This window comes from Streptomyces sp. NPDC027185 (assembly GCF_055567035.1).
In genome coordinates this window covers 354858-375212 of the sequence record NZ_JBVHRF010000003.1, presented here as the reverse complement: position 1 = coordinate 375212, position 20355 = coordinate 354858, and the positions used below count along the sequence as shown (strand labels likewise).

Here is a 20355-nt window from a genome sequence, read left to right as displayed (position 1 = left end):
GGGAGTGCGGTGTCCGGCCGGGCACGGTCGGGCGGCTGGCCGCGGCTAGGCGTACAGCTCCCGCCACTCCCTCTCCCCCGCATCCGCCGGTGTGCCGTCCAGGACGCGGGCGGTGCGGGTGGCCGGTTCGAGGAGGACGGTGGCGAGGCTCGCCCAGCGTCGGCCTTCGGGGAGGGTCATGTCGGGGAGGCAGGTGAGGGCGGCCTCGCCGGGGCCGGAGACGAGGAAGGGGAGGAGCTCGGCGGGGGTTGTGGGGGGTCCGGTTTCGGCCAGGCGGGTGCGGAGCAGGGCGTAGCGCTCGCCGGAGTCGGGCTGGTAGAGCCAGCTCTTCTCCTGGGCGGCGAGGGCGGGGGTGAGGAAGTGGTTGGTGCGGACGTGGGTGCCGTCCTGCGGTGCGACGGGGAAGACGCCGTCGGGGCTGAGGTCGAGGAGGGCGGTGTCGGTCGGGTCGAGGAGGGTGAAGGAGCCCGAGGAGGTGAGCGGGGCGCCGCGGATGATCTCTACGGCTTCGGCGACGCTGCCGGCCTCCTCCAGGACGACGGCGGCCAGGACGTGCACGGGGACGCCGCCGATGCCGTCGCGGCGGTGGCCGAGGATGTTGAAGTGCAGGGCGAGACCGGCGCTGTTGACGCCGATCTTGCCGAGGATGCCGTGTTCGGTCAGGCCCACCACGTCGTGACGTCCGCCGCGGGATTCCAGGGTGTGCCAGTACGGGTTCAGCTCGACGTGCCAGTCCCAGGTCTGGATGCCGAAGGTGCGCGGGGCGCCGGTGGCCGGGTCGGTGAGGCGGCGGACCAGGGTGGAGCATTCGCCGGGCGGTACGGCGTTGCTGCGGGCGAGGATCTCGGTGCGGGCGTTGAGGGCGGCGACGGTCAGCGGGTCGGTGCCCGCGCCGTGGGCGATCCCCTCGATCTGGGCGCGGGCGGCGGGCCGGAACGCGTCGACGACGTCGAGGGCGCGGGCGGCGTCGTCACGGACCTGCCGCGGGGAGATGCCGCCGAGCCGGAAGAAGCGGTCGTACCCGGCTACGCCGCCGGGGAGCGTGTCGCGCAGCCGGACGCCGCGCAGGCGACCGCGCTCGAACGGGTCGGGGGCGGCGGCGTTGACGTGGAGGCGGTTCTCGGGGCGGGCGATCGGCGTGGTCACGGGCGTCCTTCGGCGGGGGTGGGGTGGTGGATCAGGTGGCCGCCGACGGCGGTGGCGAGCACCGGGTTGGCGGCCTGGGCCGCGGGGTCGAGGGTGAGCGGGTTGGCGGCGAAGACGGTGAGGTCGGCGAGGTGGCCGGGGGCGATCCGGCCGAGGTCGCCGGGGCGTCCGGCGGCGACGGCGGTGGCCCGTGTCATGCCCGCGTACGCCTCCCGGGCGGTGAGCGCCTGGCCGGGCTGGACGGGGGCGGTGCCGGGGGATTCGACGGGGCGGCGCAGCTGGCAGTCGGCGAGGGCGACGCGGGGGTCGCCGGGGCCGATGGGCCAGTCGGAGCCGAGGGCGACGACGGCGCCGTGGGTGAGCAGGTCGCGGGTGCGCCAGCCGCGGGCGGCGCGGTCCGGGCCGATCCGCCGTGACCAGGTGTCGTCGCCGTCCGCGCGGGTGTGGCGGGTGCCGTGGACCGGCTGGAGGCTGGCGACGACGCCGAGGTCCGCGAAGCGGCCGAGGAGGTCGTCGGGGACGGACTCCAGGTGCTCGATGCGGTGCGGGCCCTGGGCGGCGGGGCCCGCCGCCTCGATGGCGTCGAGGGCGACGCGGACGGCCCGGTCGCCGATGGCGTGGGTGGCGGTGGCGATGTCGCGGCGGGCGAAGAAGCGCACGGCGCGGCGGTAGGCGTCGACGTCGCGCCAGAGGGAGGTGGCGTTCTCGCCGTGGGTGTCGGGGTGGTCGAACCACGCGGTGCCGTTGTCGGCGGTGCCGTCGAGCATGAACTTGACGCCTTCGACGTGCCAGCGGCGGCCGCGTCGCCCCTGGAGGGCGGCGGCGTCCTCCCATACGTCGGGTCCGGAGTCGGCGGCGATCAGCGGGGAGCAGCGGATGCGCAGCGGCAGTTCGCCGTCCTCCTCGATCCGGCGGTAGACGGCTTCGCTGGGGTCGGTGAAGTCCATGGCGTGCAGCCCGGTCAGTCCGCTCGCGGCGAGCAGGGCGAGTTGGTGGCGTACGTATCCGGCGGCGGCGTCGACGGTGACCTCGGGGTAGTGCGCGAAGACCAGGTCCATGGCCTGGAGTTCGAGGACGTAGCCGGTGGGGCGGCCGTCGGGGCCGGTCTCGACGGAGGACTTGTCGCTGAACGTCTCGCGGCCGGTGAGTCCGGCCAGTTCCACCACGCGCGGGCTGACGACGAGGGCGTGGGCGTCGCGGGTCATCAGGGAGATGGCGCGGCCGGGGAAGCGTTCTTCGAACACGGCGCCGTGCGGGGCGCCGGGGAAGTGGTTGAGGTCCAGGTCGTAGCCGGTGACCCAGGCGTCGGCGGGTCGGTCGCGCAGGGCGGCGGCGACGGTGTCGAGGACCTCGGCCAGGCTGCCGGCGCCGGAGAGGTCGATACCGCTGCCGATCTCGACGGAGCCCCACACCGGGTGGGCGTGGGCGTCGGTGAGGCCGGGCAGCAGGGTGGCGCCGGGGAAGTCGTGGATCTCGGTGGCGGGGCCGGTGTACGCGGCGGCCACCTCGTCGCCGCCGACGGCGACGATGCGCCCGTCGCGGACGGCGACGGCCCGGGGCGGGGCCGCCTCACCGGCGGCGCCGGGGCCCGGTGTGTCGGCGAACGTCTCGACGTGCGCCACGCGGACAAGGACATCGGCGTACATGGGGGCCTTCTTCTTCGTGGGTGGTACGGGGTCGCGGGCCGGGTCAGGCGGCCGGGTCGGCGTGCGCGGCGGGGTGCCGGGGGCGGCCGAAGGCGGTGTGGACGGCGGCGGAGACCAGCAGTCCGGCGAGGAGGGAGAGGTTGGCGCCGCCGCACAGCGCGGCGACGGGCCCGGTCCAGAAGCTGGTGCTGACGCAGAGCACCCCGGCGACGGCGCCGGCGAGGAACGCCGCCACACCCGCGCGGTGGACGCCCGCGTCGTACCAGAACGGGCTGGTGCGGCTCTCGTCGAGGAGGGCGTGGCCATCGTAGCGGTTGCGGCGGAGGAGGATGTCGGCGACGTAGACGCCGACGGCCGGTCCGGTGACCACCACGACCAGTTCCAGCATGGTGTTGACGCTGGTCAGGAAGTCGAAGACGAGGAGGGCCCAGAGTGTCACGGCGGTGGCGAGCACGCCGATGATGAGGACGGCGGGGATGCGGCCGAGGCGGACGCCGATCGACTGGAGGGTGAGTCCGGCGCTGTAGGCGGTCAGTCCGTTGTTGGCGACGGTGTTGCCGACGACGGCGATGACGAAAACCGGGATGAACCATGCGGGCAGGATGCCCTCCAGCGCCCGCTGCGGATCGTTCATGTCGAGGCTGGTGGCGGCGAGCGCGCCGACGGCGGTGAACAGCACGCTGGGCAGGTAGGCGCCGAGCGCGGTCCAGCCGGCCACCGCCACCGGGCTGCTGTCCCGCGGCAGGTAGCGCGCGAGGTCGGGGCTGTTGCTGTACGACAGCGGGGTGGAGGCGATCAGCGCGAAGCCGCCGGCGAGGGTCACCCACAGCGCGCCGCCGTGCAGGGCGTGCTCGGGCCGGTAGGACCAGTCGGTGTGGCCGATGACGTATCCGCTGACCACCACGAACACCACGGTCAGGGCGATGCTGAGGACGGTGTAGAGCCGGACGATGGTGGCGTGTCCGTAGACGGCGACGACGAGGGTGGCGGCGGCGATGGCGCAGATGATCACGGCGTCGGTGACCGGGCCGCCGGGGAGGCCGAGCTGTCCGGCGAGTCCGATGCCGGCGACGGAGGCGGCGGACCAGTTGAGCGCCAGGTAGGCGGCGGAGATCAGCCAGCCGGTGAGGGCGATGATCACCTTGTTGCCGACGATGCCGTACATGGCGCGGGAGATGACCGAGCCGGTGGTGCCGGCGGCGGGGCCGCTGACGGCGAGGACGCCGGTGAGGAGCCAGAGCAGGTTGCCGGTGGCGATGACGGCGAGCGCCTGGCCGAGCGTGAGGCCCATCAGGACGAGCGTGCCGCCCACGACGAGGCTGAGGTAGCTGACGTTGGGGGCGGCCCACACCGCGAACAGCTCCCGGGGGCGGCCGTGGCGTTCGCCGTCGGGTATGTGGTCGATGCCGTGGGCTTCCGGCTTTCCGGCCCGGTCCGCGGTCGTGGCCGCGGGTTGCCCGGCGGTGGCCGTCAGGTCTCTGGTCGCCATCGCGTCCTCCCAAGAAGCACCAACAGCACCATCGCTATTGGTTGCGTGCCCAATACGGGGGATCCAATAGCGCCGGACGGCGCGACGTCAAGGGTTCATCCGTAAGACACCCGGCAGACGACGGAATCCGTTGCGCCGCCCCCGGCACGCGGTTCGCCCACGCGCGCGGCGCCCGCACCCCGGGAGCGGGATACGGGCGCCGCGTGCGCGCGGGCGGCGGATCACAGGACGGCGACGCCCAGCGGCCGCTGTCCCGCGCCGCGGCGGTGGACGGTGCCGGAGGCCACGTCGACGACGGAGACGCCGTTCCAGTAGCCGTCCCGGGTGAAGCCGCCGGTGACATAGGCGGTACGGCCGTCCGGTGCGACGGCGACGTTCTCGTGCGGGCCGTCCAGCGCGATCACCCTCTCCCGGCCGCCGGGAGCGCGCACCGTCAGCGACGGGCCCTTGTCCCGCGCCGGGTCGATCGGGCCGGTGCCGACCGCGAACAGTGTGCCGTCCGGGGTGATCGTGACGCCGTGCTGGTGGGTGTCGGCCGTCATCCGCTCGGTACGGGAGCGGCCCGTCGCCGGATCGAGGACGACCAGCCGCTCCCCCTCGAACGGCAGCAGCAGCTTCCCGTCGGACGGGCGGACCGCCGCGTAGTGCGGCTTGAGCCAGGAGCCGAGCCCGCCCCCGGTGCCGTAGGGGGCGACCTCGATCCGGCGGGTGCGCAGCGAGCCGGGCGTCACCACCGTCACGTCGAAGGAGTCGTGGCCGGTGACGTAGACCGCGCGGCCGTCGGCGGCGACGTCCACGTCGAAGGGGCGGCGGCCCACCTCGGCGGCGCCGGTGGATCTCAGGGTGCGGGTGTCGATGACCTCGACGGTGCCGGTGGTGCCGGGCCGGTTGACGCCGACGTACACCCGGCGGCCGTCCGGGGCGAGGGCGACGCCCATCCCGCCGCCGCGGTACTCGCCGTGTACCGGTGCGCCGATGCCCTTCGTCCGGTACGGGACACGGGTGATCCTCTTCCGGGTGGCGGTGTCGACGACGGCGACGCCCTCGGCGGTCGCGACCCACGCCCGGCCGTCCTCACCGACGGCGAGACCGTAGGGCGCGGTGCCCACCCGCAGCGAGTCGAAGGCGCCGCGCCGCGGGTCGACGAAGGTGACCGTGTCGGCGCCGAAGTCGGTGACGAGCAGGGTGCCGTGCGGGGTGCGGCCGGACGGTGCGGAGGCCGAGTGCCCGGCCTCCGGGGCGGCGCTCTTCACCCCCTCGAAGGCGCAGCCGGCCAGCAGCAGAACGGCGGCGAGCAGCGCCGGGGCGGCGCGCCTCACCGGACGGCCCGCAGCAACGCGGCGATCCCGGTGGCCCCGCTCCGTTCGGCGTGCGCGAGCGGGGTGACGCCCTCGGCGTCGGCGAGGTCCGCGGTGGCGCCCGCGGTGAGCAGCAGCTCGACGATCTCCAGGTGGGCGCGGCCGCCGTCGCCGAGGATGACGGCCTCCAGCAGGGCGGTCCAGCCGAGCCGGTTGACGTGGTCGACGTCGGTGTCCGTCGCGCGGAGCACGGCGCGGACGTGGTCGACGTGGCCGCGTTCGCTCGCCGGGATGAGGGAGGTGCCGCCGAAGCGGTTGGTGATCGTCATGTCCGGTCCGGCCGGGAGCAGGGTGCGCAGCATGGCGACGCTGCCGGTGACGCCGGTGACCAGCCAGGGCGTGTCGTGGCGGTCGTCGAGGGCGTCGGGGTCGGCACCGGCCGCGACCAGCGCCGCCGCGGCGGGGACATGATCGCCCCGGGCGGCCGGCAGCAGTGCGGTGCGGCGGCGCGCGTCGCGGACGTCCACCGCGGCGCCCGCGCCGAGAGCCGCGCGGACGCCCTCGGCGTCGCCGCGGGCGGCGGCGTCCAGCAGGGCGAGGTCGGGGGCGTTCATCGGGATGCTCCTCGCTCGGGGGATACGGGTGCGCAGCACCGACAGGAAGGTCGCCGCCTTCGTACGGACCGCGATGCCCGGCCCCGCGCGCACGGCGGCGCGGAGCCGGGCGGCGGAGAAGGGGGACCGGCGGCGCACCGTACGGGGGGTGTGGTGCGCCGCCGGGTCCGGGTGGCCGTGCGGCCGGGGGGCATCGGCGCTACCCGGCCAGTGCGGCGACGCCCGCCCGCGCGAACGTCTCGTCCTGGTCGCCGGAGGGGGCGCCGGCGACACCGATACCGGCGACCGGCGCGCCCTTGGCGGCGACCGGGGCGCCGCCGGCGAGGAAGAGGGTGCCGGGGATGTCCTTCAGCGTCGGGGCGCTCTCCAGGCGCTCGACCAGCTCGGAGGTGGGGGCGTTCCAGGAGACGGCGGTGTACGCCTTCTTGACCGCCGACTCGTAGGACTGCGGGCCCGCGCCATCGCCGCGCAGGGTGACGATGGTGTTGCCGTTGCGGTCCACGACGGCGACGGAGACCTTCTGGTTCGCCTTCTTCGCGGCGTCCAGGGTGGCCTGGGCCGCCTTGGTGGCGGCGTCGACGGTCAGATGGGTGGACTGCGTGAGGTTCCCGGCGGCCGCGGCGGCCTTGACCGGCGCGCCCGCCGGGGCGGCGGCACTGGCCGACCAGGCGCCGGCGCCGCCGACGAGGAGGGCGACGGCCACGCCACCGGTGACGACGCGGGTACGCCGGGAGACCTGCTTGAGGTGCTTCATGGGATCAACTCCGTGGATTCACAGGGATGGTGGGGCAAGGCCGGGCGGGAAGGGGGCGGGCGCCGCGGTGGCGCTCCGGTCGTCGCCGGTGCCGCCGGGGCCGCTCCCCCGGCTTCCGTGATCCATCCTGGGACCGCCCACCGCCGTCCCCCGTCGTCGTACCGGCTGCTCCCGGCGCGCGGGTCGGTGGACGGGCGGGTCGGCCGATCGGTTGACCCGCGCCGCCCGCGGCGGGGGAACAATGGGAGGGGCCGTCCCGTGTCCGTGCAGCTCACAGGGCGGATACGGACCGGCGCGGAGGTCGCCGGCGGCGGCAGGGAGGCGGTGCGCGGTGAGCGTGGGTGAGCGGGTGCCGGACGACGGACCGGAAGCGCGGCGGCTGGTGGCCGTCCTGCATCTGACGTTCTTCCTGCTGCTCGGTTCGTCGCTGGTGCGGTTCGTGCAGCGGCACGCCGGGGAGGCGCACGCGCCGTGGGTGCTGGCCCTGGCGGCGGCGCTGGCGCTGCTGTACGTCGCCGGGGCCGGTCGGGGCGGGCCCGCGGTGCCGTCGCTGCCGCCGGGCACCCGGGTGCCGTGGCCGCCGGTGCGGCGGCTGGTGTGGCTGGGCGCGGTCGTCGTGGCGTGGGCGGTGCTGGTGGAGCTGGCGCCGAGCTTCGGCTGGGTGGCGGTGCCGCTGTTCTACGCGGCGCTGCGCACCCTGCCGCCGCCCGCCGCGTACGGGCTGGTCGCGGTCTTGACCGTCTTCGTGATCCTCGCGCAGTTGACGCTGGCGAAGCGGTTCGATCTGGATCTGGTGATCGGTCCGGCGGCGGTCGCCGCGTTCGCCACGGCGATCTTCGTCCAGCTGCAGCGGCAGGCGGCCCGGCAGCGGGCGCTGATCGACGATCTGGTCCGCACCCGGCGGGAGCTGGCGGCGGCGGAGCGGCGGGCGGGCACCCTCGCCGAGCGGCAGCGGTTGTCGATGGAGATCCACGACTCGCTGGCCCAGGGCCTGTCCAGCCAGCGGATGCTGCTCCAGGCGGCGGAGCGCACCTGGGACGCGGACGCGGCGAAGGCCCGCGGGCACGTCCGTACGGCCGCGTCGATCGCCGAGCACAACCTCACCGAGGCACGGCGCTTCGTCCACGATCTGGCCCCCGCCGATCTGGCGCGCGGCGGCGGGCTGCCGCAGGCGCTGCGGGCGCTCGCGGAGCGCGGCGGCCACGACCGGCCCGCGGTCCGGGTGCACATCGACGACGCGGGCGGGGCGGAGCTGCCGGAGCCGGTGCGGGCGGCGCTGCTGCGGATCGCGCAGGGCGCGCTGGCCAACGTCCGGGAGCACTCCGGTGCGCGGACCGCCGCGCTCACCCTGACCGTCCTGGACGATCAGGTGGTGCTGGACGTCGCCGACGACGGCCGCGGTTTCGATCCGGCGGCGCTGCCCGATGCCCCGACCGGGGTACGCGGCCACGGCGTCCCGGCGATCCGGGCCCGGGTCCGCCAGCTCGGCGGGACCCTCACCATCGAATCGGCGCCCGGCGAGGGCGCCGTCCTGACCGCCGCGATCCCCCTGGAGCAGCCGCAGTGAACACCGCCCCCTCCCCCGTCCGGATCCTGCTCTGCGACGACCACGCCGTCGTCCGGGCCGGGCTGCTGGCGTTGCTGGACAGCGCGCCGGGCATCGAGGTCGTCGGCGAGGCGGGCACCGGCGAGGAGACCCTCGCGCTCGTCGCGAAGGTCCGCCCCGACGTGGTTTTGATGGACCTCCAGCTCGGCGACGGCATCGACGGTGTGGAGACCACCCGCCGGCTGACGGCCACCGCATCCGCGCCGCATGTGCTGGTGCTGACGACGTACGACACGGACGCGGACATCACCCGGGCCATCGAGGCGGGGGCGACGGGCTATCTGCTGAAGGCGGAGCGGCCCGAGGAGCTGTTCGCGGCGATCCGCGCGGCGGCGCAGGGCCGCACCGCGCTGTCGGCGCCGGTCGCCGGCCGGGTGATGGCCAACATGCGGCGGCCGCGCCCCGTACTGACCGACCGGGAGCGGGACATCCTGGCCCAGCTCGCCCAGGGGCTGGGCAACCGCTCGATCGCCAAGGCGCTGTTCATCAGCGAGGCGACGGTCAAGACCCACCTGGGCCGGATCTACGGCAAGCTCGGTGTGGACACCCGCGCCGGGGCGGTCGCGGTGGCGAAGGAGCAGCGGCTGCTGCCGTGAGGTGCGCCGGGCCCGGGAACTGCGATCCGGGCTCCGGAGTCCGGGTCCGGGCGCGCCGTCAGGAGCCGGTCCGCGAGGGTTCCCCGCCCGGTGACGGGACGCGCCGCCCGCCGTGCCGCGCGGGCGCGTGTGCGGGTGCGCCGGGCCGTCCGCCACTGCGAGCGCCGGGCAGGCGGGCACGGAAGGCACGGCCGGACGCCTGCGGACAGGCGCGGGCGGGGACGGGAAGCGCGCCCCACGAGCGCGGCGCCCCGCTCCTCCCCCGGCATACCGGATCCGCCGCTCCCGGCTCCCGCCCGCCTCTCGGATCCGAGAGGCCGGAGGGGCCTTCCGGGCCGTGACGGTGGCCTCCCGGGCGGCGGGCCTTGTCGCGCCCGGCCATTTTGGTATACCAATTGGGCGATCCATTGACCGGCCGCCCTGCCACAGGCCGGAGAAATGCCGAAGGAGCCCGCCATGTGTGTCGAGAACGTGCCGCCCCCGTCCAGCCGGGTCACCCGCCGCGGCGTGCTCGCCGGGGCCGCCGCCCTCGCCGGAACGGCCGCCGCCCTCTCGGCCGCCCCGGGCGCCGTCGCCGCCCCGGCACGCGGCACCGGCCACCGGCCGGGCACCGGCAGCGGACCCACCGGCGATCTCGTCGTCGAGGGCGGCACCCTGCTCGACCCGGCGACCGGCGAGGTCACCGAGAACGCCGTCGTCGTCATCCGCGACGGTGTGGTGCGCGCCGCCGGCTCCCGCTCCCGTACCGAGGTGCCGGACGGCCTGCCGCGACTGGACGCGCACGGCCGCTGGGTGCTGCCGGGCCTGATCGACGCGCACATCCACCTCAACACCGCCGCCGAGGCACGGGACGCGGTCCGCAAGGGCGCCACCGGCGCGCGCAGCGGCTCCACCAACTTCTACCAGGACATCGCCGTACGGGAGTTGGCCCGGCAGGCGCCCGAGCAGGCGCCCCGGCTGCGGGCGGCGGGCATCTTCGTCACGCCCGACCTCGGTGACACCGTCCTCGCCGACCCCGACCTCACCCCGCTCGCGCGGCTGACGGACGGAGTGCGCTCGGCACAGGCGCTGCGCCGGGTCGTGGAGATCAACCTCGCCCGCGGCGCCGACGTGGTCAAGACGCGGGTCAACGAGCGCGCCGGACTGCCCGAGCAGGACCCGCTGACGCAGGTCTACTCGTACGAGCAGCTGTCCGAGATCGTGACGGCGGCGCGGCGCGGCGGCAAGGGCGTGCTGTGCCACAGCTACAGCGAGCGCGGCTGCGACGACGCGGTGCGGGCGGGCATCCGCTCGCTGGAGCACGGTGTCTTCGTCGGCGAGCGCACCCTGCGCGACATGCGGCGGCGTGGCACGTACTTCACGCCGACGATGACCGCCATCGCCGGGATGATCGGCGACGCCGACCCGGTGCTCGACGAGCGCGGGCGGACGTACCTGCCGATCCTCAAGGCGGCCGTGCGCACCGCGCACGAGCTGGGCGTACCGCTGGCGGCGGGCACCGACTCGTCCGGCGGCCAGGTCACGCCGATCGGCCGGGAGGTGGAGCTGATGCGCGCGGCGGGTCTGCCGGCGCTGGACGCGATCCGCACCGCCACCACCGGCGCCGCCCGGCTGCTCGGTGTGGAACGCACGGCGGGCCGGCTCGCCCGCGGCTTCGCGGGCGACGTCCTCGTGGTGGACCGCGACCCGCACACCGACCTGTCCGTCCTCAGCGAGCCCCGGCACGTCGTACGCGCCGGTCTGCCCGTCAAGGTCTGAGCGGAGCTGGGCCGGGCGGACGGCGCGGCGCCCCGGCGCCGCCGGAAGGAATCCCTCCGGCCCGCTCCGGATCCGCCGCCCGCACCCCGGCCGGGCGCACCGCCCCCGCAGGCCCCGGCTCCCTCCCCGGCCGGGGCCCACCGGCCGCCCGGCCCACCGCACCCGTCGAGGAGTTGCCATGACACCCCCGCCCACCGAACCGTCCGGGCACGGCGCCGGACACGAGCGCCCGGTGGTCTTCCGGAACGTCCGGCCCTACGGGGCGCCGGAGCCGGTGGACCTCACCGTCGCCGGCGGCCTGATCACCGACCGCCCCGCGCCCGAGGGCGCCGAAGTGATCGACGGCGGCGGCCGGATCGCGCTGCCCACCCTCGTCGACGCGCACATCCACCCCGACAAGACGACGTGGGGCGGGCCCTGGGAATCGCGCCGGGCGGCGCACTCCCTCGCGGAGTTCGCGGCGCAGGACGCGGAGCTGTTCCGCCGTCAGGACCGATCCGTCGGCGAGCGGGCGTACGGGCTGATGGCGCACGCCGTCACCCGCGGCACCCGGGCGATGCGCGCGCACGCCGACGTCGCCCCCGCGTACGGACTGGCCGGGCCGGAGGGCCTCGCACAGGCCCGCGAACGGCTGCGGCACGCCCTCGACGTGCAGATCGTCGCCTTCCCGCAGCACGGTGTCCTGCGGGCGCCCGGAACGGCGCAGCTGCTGACGCAGGCGGCGCGCGACGGCGTGGTGGACCTGCTCGGCGGGATCGACCCGGCCGGTTTCGACGGTGCGCCGGAGGAACAGCTCGACCTGGTCTTCGGCCTCGCCGACCGCTACGGCGTCGGGCTCGACCTCCATCTGCACGAACGCGGCGAGCAGGGCCTGGCGTCGCTGCGCCGCATCCTCGACCGCACCCGGGCGCTGTCCCTGCACGGCAAGGTGACGATCAGTCACGTCTTCTGTCTTCCGGGCCTGCCCGAGGCGGAGCTGGCGGCGATCGGCACGGAGCTGCGCGAGCTGGACATCGCGCTGACCACCGTCGCGCCCAGCGGCGCCCTGGTCCTGCCGATCGCCCGGCTCACCGCGCACGGCGTCCGCGTCGGCCTCGGCTCCGACGGCGTCCGCGACTCCTGGAGCCCCTTCGGCAACGCCGACCTGCTGCACCGCGCCCATCTGCTGGGCCAGGCCCGCGGCGACCGCCTCGACGCGGAACTGACGTCCTGTTACGAGACCGCGGCGCACGGCGGCGCCGACGTGACGGGCCTGCCCCGCGCCGACCTCTCCCCCGGCTCCCCCGCCGACTTCCTGCTGGTCCACGGCGAGTGCGTACCGCAGATCGTGGTGGATCTGCCGGCCCGCGACCTCGTCGTCCGCGGCGGCCGGGTCGTCGCCCGGGACGGTGTGCTCGTCTGACGAAGAGCCGGGCCGTCCGCGGTGCGGCCCTCCCCCGCACCTCCTCCCCGTCCGGAGAAATGGCCATGACCGCCCGACCGACCTCCCCCGCCTCCGCCGCCCCGCCCGCCCCGCATCCGCGGCGCTGGTGGGCACTGTGCGTGCTCGGCCTCGCGCAGCTGATGATCCTGCTGGACAGCACCATCGTGAGCGTGGCGATGCCCTCGCTCCAGAGCGACCTGCACATGGCCGACGGCGACCGTCCCTGGGTGGTCACCTCCTACACCGTGGCCTTCGGCGGGCTCCTCCTGCTCGCCGGGCGGGTCGCCGACCACGCGGGGCGGGGGCGGGTGTTCGGCTGCGGGCTGATCGGCTTCGCCGTCGCCTCCGCGGGGGCGGGCGCCGCCCCGACCGCCGCTTCGCTGTTCGCCGCCCGCGCGGTACAGGGCGCGTTCGCCGCGCTGCTCGCCGCCTCCGCGCTCGCCCTGGTGTCCACGACCTTTCCCGATCCGGGGGAACGCCGCCGGGCCATAGCCGTCTTCGGCGCGCTCGGCGGTGCCGGCGCCTCGCTGGGCGTCGTCCTCGGCGGGCTCCTCACCCAGTGGTTCGGCTGGCGCTGGTGCCTGCTGGTCAACGTCCCGATCGCGCTGGCGGCGCTGATCGGCGCGGTGTGGATGCCGCGCGACCGCTCACCGCGCGTCACGGGCCGGATCGACGTCGCCGGCGCCGTGCTGGGCTGCGGCGGGCTGACGGCGCTGGTCTTCGGGTGCAGCCGGGCCGAGGCGGCCGGCTGGACGTCGCCCTCGGTCCTGGGCGCGCTGGGCGGCGGCGCCGCGTTGCTGGCGGCGTTCGCCCGGTGGCAGACGCGCGTCGCGCTGCCGCTGCTGCCACCGGCGCTGGTACGCGACCGGGGCCGGGCGTCGGCCCTGCTGGCGGGCGGTGCGCTGATGACGGCCCAGCTGTCGGTGTCGCTGTTCCTGACGTACTACCTCCAGACGGTGCTGGGCTGGTCCGCCCTCGCCGCCGGGCTGGGGTTCTTGCCGATCAGCCTGGTGACGACGGCGACCGCCACCCAGCTCGGCACCCGTCTGCTGCCGCGGCTGGGCGCCCGCGTGATGATGACGGCCGGACTGACCCTGGCCGCCTGCGGGCTCTTCCAACTGGCCCTGCTGGGCCCGGATTCCTCGTACGCGGCACGGGTGCTCCCGGCCCTCGCGACGTTCAGCGTCGGTCTGGGCGGCAGCTTCCTCGCCATCATGAACGGCGCCACCACCGGTGTCCCGGCGCAGGACTCCGGTATCGCCTCGGCTGCCGTCAACTCCGTTCAGCAGGTGGGCGGTTCGATCGGTTCGGCGGTCTTCAACACCGCCGCGGCGAGCGCGGCCACCGGCTTCGCCGGCTCCGCCCCGGCGGCGACCCTGCACGGCTTCACCACCGCCGTCCGGTACCCGCTGGGCGTCCTGCTGCTCGCGGCCGCGGTCACCGCCGCCCTCGTCCGCGCCCCGCGCGCGGCGGCCCCGGCGGAGCAGGCGGCGTGAGCCGGGCCGCCTGTTCCCGCACGTCAATCAAAGTTGACGGGCGGGAACAGCGGCCGCTACAGTCCGCGTCGGCATCGCGTGCTGGTCACCGTCCGGGTGAGGCATGGAGGCGCCAGGACATGCCTTCGGAGGCATTCCATGCAGGTCGAACTGAACCACACCATCATTCACGCCCGGGACAACCGGGCCTCCGCCGCGTTCCTCACGGAACTGCTGGATCTCGACATCACCGCTGAATGGGGACCGTTCGTCGCGGTCGCGCTGGGCAACGGCGTCACCCTGGACTTCGCGACCGTCCCCGCCGGCGACATCGCCCCGCAGCACTACGCCTTCCTCGTGTCCGAGGAGGTCTTCGACGCGGCGTACGCGAAGATCACCGCCCGCGGTATCGCGCACCACGCCGATCCGCGCGGTGAACGCCCCGGCGAGATCAACCACAACGACGGCGGACGCGGCGTCTACTTCCGCGACCCCGCGGGGCACTTCATGGAGCTGCTGACCGTGCCGTACGGCGGCTGGCCCGCGGGCCAGGCACCCGCCTGACCTGAACTGCCCCTCGGGCCCCTCGGTGCTGCCCTCGGGTACCTGGGAAAGCGGCTCCCTCCGGTGTATCCAGGAACCTCAGCCGCCGATCCGAGGCGCCCGAGGGAAGAGAGAGCCGTGCGGACACCGGAGTACGACAGGACCGGCGGGGGGCCGAAGGCCCGGCAGACCCCCGCCGGGAGGGCACCCGCCGCGCACCCGGAGCCGCGGCGCTCCCTCCCGCAGCAACTGGCCCAGCTGCAACGGAGCGCGGGCAACGCGGCGGTCACCCGGGCCCTCGGCCGGACGGACCACCCCCTGCACCGGGAACACCGTCCCGCACCGGCCACCACCCCCGCCGTCCAGCGCGCGCCCGCCGCCCCGGCGAATCCGCAGGAGATGCTGGGTACCGCGTACTGGGAGCGGGCGGCGGGGGTGACGAAGCCCGACGGGTCGGCGGACACCGACCTGAAGTCGAAACTTCTCGATCTGGACAACAAGAAGCAGGCACATCCGAAGACCAAAGGAAAGAAGGGCGCCAAGCCGGAAAGGGAATCCCCGGGGCGCCCGAAAGACACCATCATCAAGGAGACCGGCCCCGCACTGCTGAGGCAGCTGGCCGAAAAACCCCGGAACGCCGGCAGGATGGAACTCTTCCGCTCCATGTCCGCCGAAGAAGCCAAAGACCTCCTGACCTATTGGGGGAAATCCGAGGAACGGCAGAAACTGACGGACTACATTGCCGGCGGCCAGGGAACGGGCGGGGAATTCAACAAGCTTCACCGGAGCATGGTGTTCGGCAGGCACCTGGGTGACCAGGAACAAGCCGACATCTACTACGCGCGGCAAGGCCCGGCGTACGAGGTGCAGGTGAAATTCACCCTGAAGCCAGGGGCCCACGAGGAGCTGTTCAAACCGGAGTACATGGCCCTCGCCGACGGGTACGACAGCTCCCTGATCCGCCACGCACACAAAGATGAGAAAAAATCCCACCCGAAGGCGGAGCAGGGCGAGGGGACACATTCGGGCTACATAGGCGTGAAACCCGAACAGCACGGCCCGTTCAGCCTGGGCATGGCGGTGAACAAGAAAGACCGGAAAGCCCCCACCCCGAGCCATCTGCTCTTCCAGCTGTTCGTCGAGAACGTCTCCCTGGTGAAGAGCAAGAACAAAGAGATCGAGAAGCACTTCCATACGCCTTCCACGCCGCCCGCCCCTGCGCCCGCCCCGGCGCCGGAGCAGAGCACCGCCCCGGCCGCGTAGCTCCCGGAAAACCGCTGGCGGTCCGGTCCGCCGCGGGACACCATGCCCGCATGAGTGACGAACCCGCACGCTGGACCCGGTCCACTGTCCACCCCGACATGTGGGCGGACCCGGACGACGACCCCCGCGAGCACACCGGCCCCGCACCGGAGGGCGAACTCGCCACGCTCCAGGACTATCTGACGAGCTATCGGCTCACCCTGCGGATGAAGTGCGAGGGGCTGCCCCCGGAGCAGCTGGCGCGCCGTTCCGTACCGCCGTCGACGATGTCGCTGCTCGGGCTGGTGCGGCATCTCGCCGAGACGGAGCGGGACTGGCGCGGCTGGATCGGCGACGAGCCGCCGCCGGCGAAGCTGTACGGCGCGCGGGACGCGGATTTCGACGGTGCCGTCGGCGAGCGGTCCGTGGTCGACACCGCCTACCGCGATCTGGAGCGCGAGCAGGAGGCGACCGACGCGGCGCTGGCCGCCCACCCGGATCTGGGCGAGCGGGTGGGCAAGGACCACATATCGGTCCGTGAGCTGCTCATCCACCGGATCGAGGAGTACGCCCGCCACTGCGGCCACGCCGACCTGCTGCGCGAGTGCGTCGACGGGCGGGTGGGCCAGTAGCCGGGGCGCTCCCGGCGGGGTACGGCGCCGAGGGCCGCACCCCCGGACGGCGGGGTGCGGCTCTCGGCGGTTCCGCGTACGGAGCAGGTCAGGCGGTGGGGGTGCCGGCCACGCGGCGCTCACCGCCGTTGCGCTCCTGCCACCTGCGGTAGACGTCGACGGCACCCTCCCGCGGCTCGTACGTCATGGGCAGCCGGCGCTCGGGGTACTCCTTGTCGAACTCGCCGTAGAAGGTCGCGAGTTCGAAGTACTTACGGTCGTCGACGTAGTGCGGCTCGTAGGCGTCCCGGGTGGTGAGGAAGACGACCTCGTCCGGGGAGCAGTAGTAGAGCGAGCCCAGGCACATGGGGCACGGGTGGGCCAGCACGTAGATGGTGGTGCCGGTCAGGTGCTCGGTGCCGAGCTCGGTGCACGCCTCGCGGATGGCGAGGATCTCCGCGTGCGCCGTCGGGTCCGACGTCTGGGCGACGAGGTTGGGGCTCTCCGCCAGGACCTCGCCGTCCTTGACGATGACGGTGGCGAAGGGGCGGCCGCCCTCCTCGACGTTGCGCCGGGCGAGGTCGATGGTGCGCTGGGCGAAATCCATGGTTCCTCCGGTGGATGGGACGGTTCGGCGGTCAGAAAGGCTTGGTCGGCAGGTACTTGCCGTCCAGGGTCACGACGGCGCGTTCGCCGCCCTCGGGGTCGGCGACCTTCTTCACGTCGAGCTTGAAGTTGATCGCGGAGATGATGCCGTCACCGAACTGCTCGTGGATCAGCGCCTTGAGGGTGGTGCCGTAGACCTGGAGCATCTCGTAGAAGCGGTAGATCGTCGGGTCGGTGGGGATGCCACCGGGGATCGAACCGCGGGTCGGGATGGTCTGGAGCAGCAGTACGGCGTCCTCGTCCAGGTCCAGCAGTGCGGCGACCGCCTGGGCGGACTTCTCCGGCAGGGCGTGCTGCCCCAGGACGGCGGCGGTGACGAAGGCGACGGACAGCCCGGCGGCGTCCGCGATCTCCTGCCAGGTCAGGTCCTTACGGGTCTTGGACTCGACGGCGACGAGCGCCAGGGCCTGACGGGCGGCGGGGTCGAACTGGGCGTGCGGCATGGTGTGTTCCTTTCGGGAGGGCCGGGCGCGGGTGCGCCCGGTGCGGTACAGGTATCAGCGGGCCGGCGGCGGGGCCGGTCAGACACCGGCGCGATCGAGGGTTTCGAGCCGGCCGACCGAGCCGGAGCCGATGTCGAAGACCCAGCCGTGCAGCGTGAGGCGCTGCTCGGCGAGGGCCCGCGCCACGGAGGGGTGGGTGGTGAGGTTCCGCAGCTGGGCGGAGACGTTCGCCCACACCAGGGCCGTCACCTCCCCGGCGCCTTCTCCGGCCGTGGCGCGGGCGAGGGAGGCGTCGGCGTGGCGCAGCCAGGTGGCGACCTGGGGTGCGCCGCTGAGGTCGTGGCCCTCGGCCAGCGCCGTCATCGCGCCGCAGCCGGAGTGGCCGCAGACGATGATGTCGCGGACCCCGAGGACGGCCACCGCGAACTCGATGCTGGCGGCGGTGCCGTCGGGCGCCGGGCTGTGGGCGGGGACGAGGTTGCCCGCCGTACGGATGACGAACAGCTCCCCGGGCTCGCTCTGGGTGATCAGCTCCGGCACCACCCGGGCATCGGAGCAGCCGATGAACAAGGTGGTGGGCCGGTGCTCGGTGGCCAGCCGGGCGAAGAGTCCGGCCTTCGCCGGGAAGACGTCCCGGCGGAAGTTGGCGACACCGTCCATGAGGTCGGGCATGGTCACTCCCTTCAGTGGCTGCGACCCCTGGCGGGCCGACGGGATCCACCCTGCACGACCTGTACCTATAGCGTCCAAGACGTGGTGATGATGCTTGCCATTGCTGACATCTATACGCCAGCCGCGACCGCCGCCCGGGAGCGTCCCGCCCGGACCGTCGGACAGTTTGGTATACCATTCCGCCGTCCCGTCCGTCCCCCGCCGATGCCCCGCCGCGGCTGCCGGTGGTGCGCGGCGGATGAGCCGCGCACACCTGGAGGTCCCCGTGTCGCACCCCGTCGGCGCCCCGCCGATCCCGTCCGCCCCCGCCGCCCTGCGGAACGTGACCCTGCCCGACGGTCGCCGTGCCGACGTCGCCCTGCACGAGGGGCGGATCGCGGCCGTCACCGACCACCGGGCGGACGACGGCGCCGCACGGGGCGCCACCTCCGTGGACCTCGGTGGCGCGCTGCTGCTCCCGGCGTTCGTCGACGGCCACACCCACCTGGACAAGACCCTGCTCGGCGCGGCGTGGCAGCCGCACCGGGCCACCGCCACGCTCCGCGAGCAGATCGCCGGCGAGCGGGAGCTGCGCGCCTCGATCGGGGTGCCGGTCGCCGCCCGCGCCACCGCCCTCGCCGAGCGGATGATCTCCCTGGGCACCGGCCACGTCCGCTCCCACGTCGATGTGGACCCGGACGTCGGACTGGACGGGCTGCACGCGGTGCTCGGCGTCCGCGAGAAGTTCCGAGGCCGGCTCGGCATCCAGCTGGTCGCCTTCCCGCAGAGCGGTGTGATCAGCTCACCGGGCGTCGCGGACCTGCTCGACGCGGCGCTCGCCGAGGGCGCCGATCTGATCGGCGGGCTCGACCCCGCCGGATTCGACGGAGACGTGGACGGCCAGCTCGACATCGTCTTCCGCCTCGCCGAACGGCACGGCGCGGGCATCGACATCCATCTCCACGACGGCGGCGAGAGCGGCACCGCCCAGCTGCGGGCCGTCGCCGAGCGCACCGCCGCCCTCGGGCTCGGCGGCACGGTCACCGTCAGCCACGCCTACGCCCTCGGCCAGGTGGCGGGATCGGAACTCGACGTCACCGCCGCCGCGTTGGCCGCCGCCGGAGTCTCGATCATGACGAACGGGCCGCGCGACACCATGCCCCCGGTCCTGCGGCTGCGCGAACACGGCGTACGGGTCTTCGCCGGGTCCGACAACATCCGTGACTCCTGGTGGCCCTACGGCACCGCCGACATGCTCGAACGCGCCACCGTCATCGGCCTCCAGGGCGGCCTGATGACCGACGAGGAACTGCACGCGGCCGCCTCCCTGATCACCGATGAGGCAGCCGCCGCCCTCGGTCTGACCGGCTACGGACTCGCACCCGGCGACCGCGCGGACCTGGTGGTGATCGCCGCCGGCGGTGTCCCCGAGGCGGTCGCCGCCCACCCCGAGCGGCTGCTCGTCCTGCACGGCGGCCACGTCGTCGGGCCCGCGCCCCGCACCGCGTACCCGCGGCTCACCCTTCCGTCCCCGGAGGACCGCCGCTGACACCGGCCGCCCCGGCGGGCGCCGCGCGCCCCGGATGCGCGGCGCCGGGCGCGGCGTACGCCGATGAGAGAATTGGCCGCATGACAGCGTCTGAGAAGTTCGAGCCCGAATCGGAGCGGGTCACCCGGCAGTTGCGTGACGAGATCATCGACGGCGTCCGCGCGCCGGGCAGCAAGCTCGTCGAGCGGGAACTCGCCGCGGAGCTGGGCGTGAGCCGGCTGCCGATCCGGGACGCCCTGAAGGCGCTGGTGACCGAGGGGCTGGTGACACCGCGGCCCCGGACATGGGCCGTGGTGCGGGAGTTCACGCCGTCGGACCTCGCCGATCTGGAAGAGGTCCGCTCGGCGCTGGAGACGCTGGCGTTCCGCCTCGCCGCCCAGCGCCGCACCCGCGCCGGACTGTCCCGCCTCCGTGCCGACCTCGACGCCGAGCTGGCGGCGGCCCGCGCGGGTGACGCCGTACGGGCCCGGCGGGCGGCGGCCGACTTCCACGAGACGGTGATCTCGCTCGCCGACAACGAACTCCTCAACGAGCTGGAACGCACCCTGCGCAGCCGGATGCGGTGGCTGCTGGGCCAGCACGACGACCTGGTCGCCATCGCCGAGGAACACGAGGCGCTCTACGACGCCCTTCTGGCCCGCGACGCGGACCGCGTAGCGGAGCTGACGGCCCATCATTTGGCCACCAGCCACCGCGCGGCCGCGGCCCGGCAACCCCGCAAGGACGACTGACCGGCCGTTCCAGGCACACGGCCGTTCCAGGCACACGGCCGTTCCAGGCACACGGCCGTTCCAGGCACACGGCCGTTCCAGGCACACGGCCGTTCCAGGCACGCGGCCGTTCCA

19 protein-coding genes are annotated in these 20355 nt (G+C 74.4%); 10 read left to right on the top strand and 9 right to left on the bottom strand.

From position 1 onward, the window contains the following. Positions 1–45 precede the first annotated feature (45 nt). From ACZ4M8_RS11790 to ACZ4M8_RS11765, 6 genes are all read right to left on the bottom strand, one after another. Complete coding sequence (locus ACZ4M8_RS11790) at positions 46–1146, bottom strand: C45 family autoproteolytic acyltransferase/hydolase (RefSeq protein WP_467605881.1); 1101 nt, start codon at positions 1144–1146, stop codon at positions 46–48. Then, positions 1143–2792 carry an amidohydrolase gene (locus tag ACZ4M8_RS11785; RefSeq protein ID WP_467605878.1) on the bottom strand — a complete coding sequence of 550 codons (1650 nt, stop codon included), beginning with the start codon at positions 2790–2792 and terminating at the stop codon, positions 1143–1145. The genes ACZ4M8_RS11790 and ACZ4M8_RS11785 overlap by 4 nt, the downstream gene beginning before the upstream one ends. 43 nt (positions 2793–2835) lie before the next feature. Continuing rightward, the gene (locus ACZ4M8_RS11780) at positions 2836–4281 is read right to left on the bottom strand and encodes a purine-cytosine permease family protein (RefSeq protein WP_467605876.1); all 1446 of its coding nucleotides are present in this window, start codon (positions 4279–4281) and stop codon (positions 2836–2838) included. Between the two features lie 221 nt (positions 4282–4502). After that, entirely contained in the window at positions 4503–5600 is a 1098-nt protein-coding gene (locus ACZ4M8_RS11775; protein ID WP_467605874.1) for a YncE family protein, read from the bottom strand. After that, the gene (locus ACZ4M8_RS11770) at positions 5597–6193 is read right to left on the bottom strand and encodes an ankyrin repeat domain-containing protein (protein ID WP_467606533.1); all 597 of its coding nucleotides are present in this window, start codon (positions 6191–6193) and stop codon (positions 5597–5599) included. Before ACZ4M8_RS11770 ends, ACZ4M8_RS11775 begins: the two co-directional genes overlap by 4 nt. Before the next feature lie 199 nt (positions 6194–6392). Further along, entirely contained in the window at positions 6393–6947 is a 555-nt protein-coding gene (locus ACZ4M8_RS11765; protein ID WP_467605872.1) for a GlcG/HbpS family heme-binding protein, read from the bottom strand. 337 nt (positions 6948–7284) lie between these two features. Here ACZ4M8_RS11765 and ACZ4M8_RS11760 point away from each other — a divergent pair, with 337 nt between their 5' ends. From ACZ4M8_RS11760 to ACZ4M8_RS11725, 8 genes are all read left to right on the top strand, one after another. Next, complete coding sequence (locus ACZ4M8_RS11760) at positions 7285–8514, top strand: sensor histidine kinase (RefSeq protein WP_467606531.1); 1230 nt, start codon at positions 7285–7287, stop codon at positions 8512–8514. Beyond that, positions 8511–9149, top strand: a complete 639-nt coding sequence (locus ACZ4M8_RS11755) for a response regulator (RefSeq protein ID WP_467605870.1) — start codon at positions 8511–8513, stop codon at positions 9147–9149. Before ACZ4M8_RS11760 ends, ACZ4M8_RS11755 begins: the two co-directional genes overlap by 4 nt. Positions 9150–9605: 456 nt before the next feature. After that, positions 9606–10907, top strand: coding sequence for an amidohydrolase family protein (locus ACZ4M8_RS11750; RefSeq protein ID WP_467605867.1), 1302 nt, complete (start codon positions 9606–9608; stop codon positions 10905–10907). Positions 10908–11085: 178 nt separating this feature from the next. Further along, positions 11086–12309 carry an amidohydrolase gene (locus ACZ4M8_RS11745; RefSeq protein WP_467605865.1) on the top strand — a complete coding sequence of 408 codons (1224 nt, stop codon included), beginning with the start codon at positions 11086–11088 and terminating at the stop codon, positions 12307–12309. 65 nt (positions 12310–12374) lie between these two features. Next, complete coding sequence (locus ACZ4M8_RS11740) at positions 12375–13826, top strand: MFS transporter (protein WP_467605863.1); 1452 nt, start codon at positions 12375–12377, stop codon at positions 13824–13826. A 138-nt stretch (positions 13827–13964) separates the two neighbouring features. Further along, on the top strand, positions 13965–14369 hold the full coding sequence (locus tag ACZ4M8_RS11735; RefSeq protein WP_467605861.1) for a VOC family protein: 405 nt from the start codon (positions 13965–13967) through the stop codon (positions 14367–14369). 117 nt (positions 14370–14486) lie between these two features. After that, positions 14487–15611, top strand: a complete 1125-nt coding sequence (locus ACZ4M8_RS11730; RefSeq protein ID WP_467605859.1) for a hypothetical protein — start codon at positions 14487–14489, stop codon at positions 15609–15611. 50 nt (positions 15612–15661) lie between these two features. Continuing rightward, entirely contained in the window at positions 15662–16222 is a 561-nt protein-coding gene (locus ACZ4M8_RS11725) for a DinB family protein (protein WP_467605857.1), read from the top strand. Positions 16223–16310: 88 nt separating this feature from the next. Here the strand turns inward: ACZ4M8_RS11725 and ACZ4M8_RS11720 are convergent, their stop codons facing one another. From ACZ4M8_RS11720 to ACZ4M8_RS11710, 3 genes are all read right to left on the bottom strand, one after another. After that, positions 16311–16808, bottom strand: coding sequence for a nucleoside deaminase (locus tag ACZ4M8_RS11720; RefSeq protein WP_467605855.1), 498 nt, complete (start codon positions 16806–16808; stop codon positions 16311–16313). A gap of 31 nt (positions 16809–16839) precedes the next feature. Then, on the bottom strand, positions 16840–17310 hold the full coding sequence (gene cynS / locus ACZ4M8_RS11715; protein WP_467605854.1) for a cyanase: 471 nt from the start codon (positions 17308–17310) through the stop codon (positions 16840–16842). Between the two features lie 78 nt (positions 17311–17388). Continuing rightward, positions 17389–17982, bottom strand: a complete 594-nt coding sequence (locus ACZ4M8_RS11710; RefSeq protein ID WP_467605852.1) for a carbonic anhydrase — start codon at positions 17980–17982, stop codon at positions 17389–17391. 238 nt (positions 17983–18220) lie between these two features. Here ACZ4M8_RS11710 and ACZ4M8_RS11705 point away from each other — a divergent pair, with 238 nt between their 5' ends. After that, on the top strand, positions 18221–19510 hold the full coding sequence (locus ACZ4M8_RS11705) for an amidohydrolase family protein (protein WP_467605850.1): 1290 nt from the start codon (positions 18221–18223) through the stop codon (positions 19508–19510). Between the two features lie 80 nt (positions 19511–19590). Further along, positions 19591–20241 carry a GntR family transcriptional regulator gene (locus ACZ4M8_RS11700; protein ID WP_467605847.1) on the top strand — a complete coding sequence of 217 codons (651 nt, stop codon included), beginning with the start codon at positions 19591–19593 and terminating at the stop codon, positions 20239–20241. Positions 20242–20355: the final 114 nt, after the last annotated feature.